At 60.2% G+C, this 6,161-nt stretch carries 4 protein-coding genes; 2 read left to right on the top strand and 2 right to left on the bottom strand.

What is annotated here, in order from left to right; genetic code table 11:
• Positions 1–9: 9 nt before the first annotated feature.
• Both GSM73_RS11145 and wecB read right to left on the bottom strand, forming a co-directional pair.
• Positions 10–2,223 (bottom strand): hypothetical protein, encoded by a 2,214-nt coding sequence (locus GSM73_RS11145; RefSeq protein ID WP_076385111.1) that lies wholly within the window; start codon positions 2,221–2,223, stop codon positions 10–12.
• Between the two features lie 37 nt (positions 2,224–2,260).
• A complete protein-coding gene (wecB, locus tag GSM73_RS11150; RefSeq protein ID WP_047229892.1) occupies positions 2,261–3,418 on the bottom strand; it encodes a non-hydrolyzing UDP-N-acetylglucosamine 2-epimerase in 1,158 nt (385 codons plus the stop codon).
• Positions 3,419–4,428: 1,010 nt separating this feature from the next.
• Between wecB and GSM73_RS11155 the strand changes: the two genes are divergently transcribed.
• The gene (locus GSM73_RS11155) at positions 4,429–4,977 is read left to right on the top strand and encodes a TRAP transporter small permease (protein ID WP_076385109.1); all 549 of its coding nucleotides are present in this window, start codon (positions 4,429–4,431) and stop codon (positions 4,975–4,977) included.
• A partial coding sequence (locus tag GSM73_RS11160; RefSeq protein ID WP_160892540.1) for a TRAP transporter large permease subunit occupies positions 4,974–6,161 on the top strand: 1,188 nt, incomplete at its 3' end. The genes GSM73_RS11155 and GSM73_RS11160, both read left to right, overlap by 4 nt.

Genomic DNA, 6,161 nt, shown 5'->3' on the forward strand with positions numbered 1-6,161 from the left:
AGGGTACCGTTACTGGCGATTGCGACGGGCGCTACGGCCAGCCAGCAACAGGAGAAGGAACAACACAATGGCGCCAGGGATCAGCCAGAGCAGCGAGGGTTTACGCCAGGCATCCAGCCCTTTGGGTTCTTCACGGCCGAGCAACCGACTGCCGCTGGGGTCCTTGCTGTCGATGATCGTCACCGCGCCGCTGTCGCCGAGAATCGCCACATCGCCACGGGTCAGTACAATCGGCTGGGCGAAGTCGGGCGCTTGGCTGCCCAGGGTCCGATACACCAGGCCATGCTGTCCCGAGGCTTGCACCACTTGTAGCGAAGCCAGTTGGTTGAGGGGCTGCACATCCAGCAGCAAGTGATCTTCATGGTTGATGCGCAGACGTCCCTGTTCATCGACCAGGACCGATTCCTTGCTGTCCTCAAGCGGCAACTCGAACGCCAGGAAGGCTTTGTCCGGGCTGACCACGGCTTTGGGATCGGAGCTGACGTTCAACTGCGCGCGCAACGGTGAAACACCGGCGGCATCGGCCACCGAGATCACCCGGGCCAGACTGGCGGCCGGTCGGTCGAGGTATGCCTGGGGAACGAGGATCTGGGTCGCCACGGCGAAGCGCGCGGCCATGCCGGAGAAACCGTCGCCCAAGGCAATTTTGTCCAGCACGATATGGCTGCTCGGCAGCACCGCTACCGGGAAGGCCTGGGGTGTTTCCAGGCAGCGATCGCTGACAGGCTGGCGCTGGAACGAGACGCGCAATACGTTTTTTGAACCCAGGGCATAGCTGGGGATATGGGCCTGGATGCGTTGTGACTGACCATCGGTGGTCAACTGCTGGGCCCCGATCAGGAAATCGTTAAAAAACAGCGAGGCCACGGGCGGGGTGTGTGAAGCCCCCGGTGCTGCGGACAGGTCCACCACGGCTGTCACCGGCAAGCGACCGTCATACGCCACGCTGCCCAAGGGGAACGAAGTGCTCCAGTCGAATCGGGAGGCCACGTCATAGGTGCCAGGTGCGCCGCCCAGTCGCGACAGGGCCACGCGGCCATCGTTGCTCAAAGGCGTTTGCGCTTGGCTGATGGTCAACTGACGGCTGCGCGCCAGTTTGTTCCACGCTGAACCAAGCAGCGACAGGGCTTTGCCGGTGGCGTGCGGGGCGATCATCAGGACCGGGCGAGTACCCAGCAGCGCCAGGCGCACATCGTCTGGACCGGCGCCTGCCGTGGCTGCGTTGACGTGTTGTGCGCGCCATTGGGTCAATGCACTGGCCGCCGTTGGGTCGACGCTTTGGACCTGACTCTGCAACGCATCCAGGGACTGATTGATGGCCTGGAGCAATTGCGGGTCGTTGATGGCCAGATCGGCCTGTACATTCGGGGTTTGCCCCAGCATCAGCAGCGCGCCGATCTCAGCCGGGTTGGCCAGGCTGTGCTGACCCTTCGCGTTGAGGCTGGCGAAGGCCGGGAGGCTCAACAGTTCGGCCGGGATGCGCAGAGCGCTCAAATCCACACTGTCTTGTACGGCAGGGAACGGCAGGATGCGGCTGTGCTTGCCCATTCGCTCCAGGGCCACGCCCAATCGCCAGGCCGCGTCATAGCTGTCGGCGGACAACGAACCGGGTGCAACCAGGATCCCGGGTTGAGCAGGCAATGCCGTCCAGGCGGCACCGACATCCTGCAGTTGGCTGGCGTCGTAGCTGTAGTTCAGGCGTGTGTCGGGCTGGATGCGCAGCACGTTGCCGATGACTCGGTCGTCTTCGCACAACGGCCGGGAGACCACCGAAGACCAGGCAATGCCCAGCCGCACCAGGCCGTTGTCGCGCGCAGCCTTGTCGACGCCCAGTGTGGCGCTGGCACTGCCCTGAGGTTCGCTGAGTCCTTCGGCGCGCACCGGATAGCCATCGAGCGACAGCAGCAGGGTGTTGCGGCCCCCTTCGCCATTGAGATAGCTGGCGTCCAGTTGCAGGGTCGCCTCATTGAGGGCAACCCCGGCCGGCACGGGTAGATACAGTTCCCGTCGGGAATCGCTGGCGCCCAGCAGGATCGGCGCACTGATGCCCAGGTCGCTCAAGCGGACTTCGCGCTCCTGGCGGGTATCGGCGTTGAGCCGATGGATTGCCTGGGTAAGCGGGCTATCGGCAGCCAAGGCAAAGGTTGGCATGAGCGCAAGCAGGCTCAGGCCACAGGCAAGGGCGCTGAGCGCACCCGTAGAGATGGCAACGGAAGGCTTCATTCAGGTAAATCTCGATTCTGATAAGGGGGAGCAGCGATTAGGAGGCGAGCAACTGGCGTGGCGCGTACATCGGTGGGTGAGCCCAGCCTTGGGGCAATTGCGACTGGCCCACGAGAAATTCGTCCATCGGGCGCCCCATCAGGGTATCGACGATGCGCTGGCTGGCCTTGCCATCACCATAGGGGTTGGCTGCCTGAGACGCGCGGCGCCACAAGGCCTTGTCGTCGAACAGTGCGTCCACGCCGGCAATGATCGAGGCCGGGGAGGTGCCGACCAGACGCACCGTGCCCGCAGCTACGGCTTCGGGGCGTTCGGTGACGTCGCGCATCACCAGCACCGGTTTGCCCAGGGACGGCGCTTCTTCCTGCACACCACCGGAGTCCGTGAGGATGACGTGGGCGTGTTGCATCAGGCGCACGAACGCCAGGTAATCCAGGGGCTTGATCAGGTGCACGTTGAGCAGGTCACCCAGTTGTTCCGTCACCGGGCCCAGTACGCTGGGATTGAGGTGCACCGGGTAGACGATCTGGATGTCGGGACGCTGGGCCAAGTGACGCAAGGCCTTGCAGATGTCCAGGAAGCCTTCGCCAAAGTTCTCCCGGCGGTGGCCGGTGACCAGCAGCAGCTTGCGTCCGGTTTGCAGGAACGGGAACTGTTGGTCCAGTGTTTGTCGCAGTTGTGCATCCTGCTCGATGCGCCGGGCGGTCATCTGCAACGCATCGATGACGGTATTGCCGGTCACCAGGCAGCGGCCCTGCAGACGTTCGTCCAGCAGGTTATCGCGAGATTGTGCGGTGGGGGCAAACAGCAGGTCGGCGCTGAGGTCGATGCAACGACGGTTCATTTCTTCCGGCCATGGGCTGTAGATATCGCCGGTGCGCAGCCCAGCTTCCACATGGCCCACGGGAATGCGTCGATGAAAGGAGGCCATCGAAGCCACCATGGCCGAGGTGGTGTCGCCGTGGACCAGCACCCGATCCGGCCGGGTCTGTTCCAGCACCGGGTCGATCGCGCCGTACAACGCAGCCGTCAGCGAGTTGAGCGTCTGGTGCGGCGTCATCACGTTGAGGGTGAAATGGGCCTTGAGATCGAACAGGTCCAGCACCTGCTCAAGCATGCTCTGATGCTGGCCGGTGACACAGATCAGCGACTCAATGCCCGGTTCGGCGGCGAGGGCCTTGACCAAAGGTGCCATCTTGATGGCTTCCGGACGGGTACCGAAGATCGAAAGAATCCTGATCCGTGACTGATGAGTAGCGATGACGCCCTTCCTCGCGCAGTTTGCTGCGCTGCACAGCCGTTCGCCCAAGCGCGATCATGCGTTTGAGTAAACAAGCAAGTTGAATTAAGTGGGATCCAATATCAGGCAGGCGCGTTACGCACGCGGAAAGTTGCGTAATGGCCTATTGCAGTTTGGAACGGCGAAGTAATAACACCAAAGAACACGGGCGCAAAGTTTTATTTGAAAGGTATTTTGTTGTTTTGATTAAGAAGTGTTGAGGGGGGGTGGAAAGTTGCGCTCTTATTCTGAAATAAAAATCGTTTAAGATTTTGAATAATAAGGTTTTTTTGTGATTTATTGAGTGCTGGAAAGGGCGTCTTGATCACGCCAAGTCCATCGAGGTCTTATTTCTGGCGCCGCTTTATATAAAGGTGCCTGGATGTTTGTCATTGAAATGACGCCTGTTTGTTGTCGAGGTTGGAAGTATTATCGCGTTGGCGGGTTGCCGGTGAAGTGCAGAAATTAAATAAGGTTCAATTTTATTATTGGATTTTCAGATCGGCGGAGTTGAACAGTTTTGCGCAGTGCTAGTTCATAAATAAAGTTGGCTGTTGATAAATAAAAAAACGCACTCGGGCACGGTGTCGAACAGGAAAAATACCGGATAAGCCGGCCCACACGCTTATCCGATAATCGCACGCTTTGTGTGGGCCTCCCGCCAAGGTGATTGACCGAACTAACCGGTTGGTACATTTTAGGCGCAACACCTCTTGCTCAGCTTGACCAAGACCATAATAAAAAATTGAGGAACCCCCATGCGTACCCGTCTGCAAGCGCTCAGCCCCTATCCCTCGCTTCGTTGCTCCGGTCCCGGAACAACGCTCAGCTGCTGTGTCCTGACCCGATAGCTCCCGCCCATCGTTGCGGTCCTATCGCGCCGGTTGCTGGATGCCGGCGCTCGACAAGTCCGGGAGGTCTTCAAGATGACAAAGGTCGTCGATCTGTATTTCAAACTGCTCAAACTGCTGATTGTGCTGTGCATGGTCGCAATGATCGTGCTGGTGTTCGGCAATGTGGTGCTGCGTTATGCCTTCAACTCAGGCATCAGCGTCTCGGAGGAACTGTCGCGCTGGTTCTTCGTCTGGATGATTTTTCTCGGCGCCTTGGTAGCGCTCAAGGACCGTGCCCATCTGGGGCTCGACAGTCTGGTCAAACGCCTGCCTCCGGCCGGCAAGCGCCTCTGCCTGGTCATCGGGCACCTGATGATGTTGTACATCTGCTGGCTGATCTTCAGCGGCAGCTGGCAGCAGGCGGTCATCAACCTGGATGTGGTCGCGCCAGCCTCGGGTATGTCGATGGCCGTGTTCTACGCTGCCGGCCTGGTGTTCGGCGCCAGCGCCGCCGCCATCCTGGTCTATGAGCTCTACCTGGCGCTGTTCGGCAAGCTCAGGGATGACGAAATGGTCATGGTCAAGGACAACGACGCCGCCGAAGTGATCGCCCATAACCCCATCAAGAGTACCCGCCCATGACACTGGTTATTTTCCTCGGGTCATTGATAGGCAGCATGGCGTTGGGCATTCCCATTGCCTTTGCCTTGCTGGTGGTCAGTGTGGCGTTGATGTTTTATCTGGATCTGTTTGACGCACAAATCATCGCCCAGAATCTGCTTAACGGTGCCGACAGTTTTCCGTTGATGGCTGTGCCGTTCTTCATGCTGGCCGGCGAAGTGATGAACTCCGGCGGCCTGTCCAAACGCATCGTCAACATCGCCATGGCGCTGGTGGGACACAAACGTGGCGGCCTGGGTTACGTGGCGATCATCGCGTCCTGCCTGTTGGCATCGCTTTCGGGGTCGGCGGTGGCCGACGCGGCGGCGCTGGCGGCCTTGCTGGTGCCGATGATGGTGCTGGCGGGGCACAACCGGGCGCGTTCGGCCGGCTTGATTGCCGCCGGAGGCATCATTGCCCCGGTCATTCCGCCGAGCATTGGCTTCATTGTGTTTGGCGTGGCGTCCGGGGTATCGATTTCCAAGCTGTTTTTGGCCGGGATCGTGCCGGGTCTGATGCTCGGTGTCGCCCTGGCCATCGCCTGGTGGTTCATCTCCCGCAGCGAGCATGTGCAGACACCACCCAAGCGCTCGCGGGCCGAAGTGATGCGGGCCCTGGTCGAGGGCAGTTGGGCCATGGGCCTGCCGCTGATCATCATCCTGGGTCTCAAGTTCGGCATTTTCACCCCGACGGAAGCAGCGGTGGTGGCAGCGGTCTATTCGTTGTTTGTGTCCTTGGTCATCTACCGGGAAATGAAAGTCAGCCAGCTGTACGAAGTGATCCTGTCCTCGGCCAAGACCACCTCGGTGGTGATGCTCCTGGTGGCGGCGGCCATGGTGTCCTCGTGGCTGGTGACCATTGCCGACTTGCCGGGCCAGTTGGCGGCAGTGCTCGAACCGTTCATGGACAGTCCGACCTTGCTCCTGGTGGTGATCATGCTGTTGATCATCATGGTCGGTACGGTCATGGACATGACGCCCACCATCCTCATCCTCACCCCGGTGCTGATGCCAGCGGTGACCCAGGCGGGTATCGATCCGGTTTATTTCGGCGTGCTGTTTCTCATCAACACTGCCATCGGCCTGATTACGCCACCGGTGGGTACCGTGCTCAATGTGGTGAGCGGGGTTTCGAAACTCAATATCGAAGAAATCGTTCGTGGCGTG

This window comes from Pseudomonas sp. PICF6 (genome assembly GCF_009831705.1).
Lineage (GTDB): Bacteria > Pseudomonadota > Gammaproteobacteria > Pseudomonadales > Pseudomonadaceae > Aquipseudomonas > Aquipseudomonas rhizophila.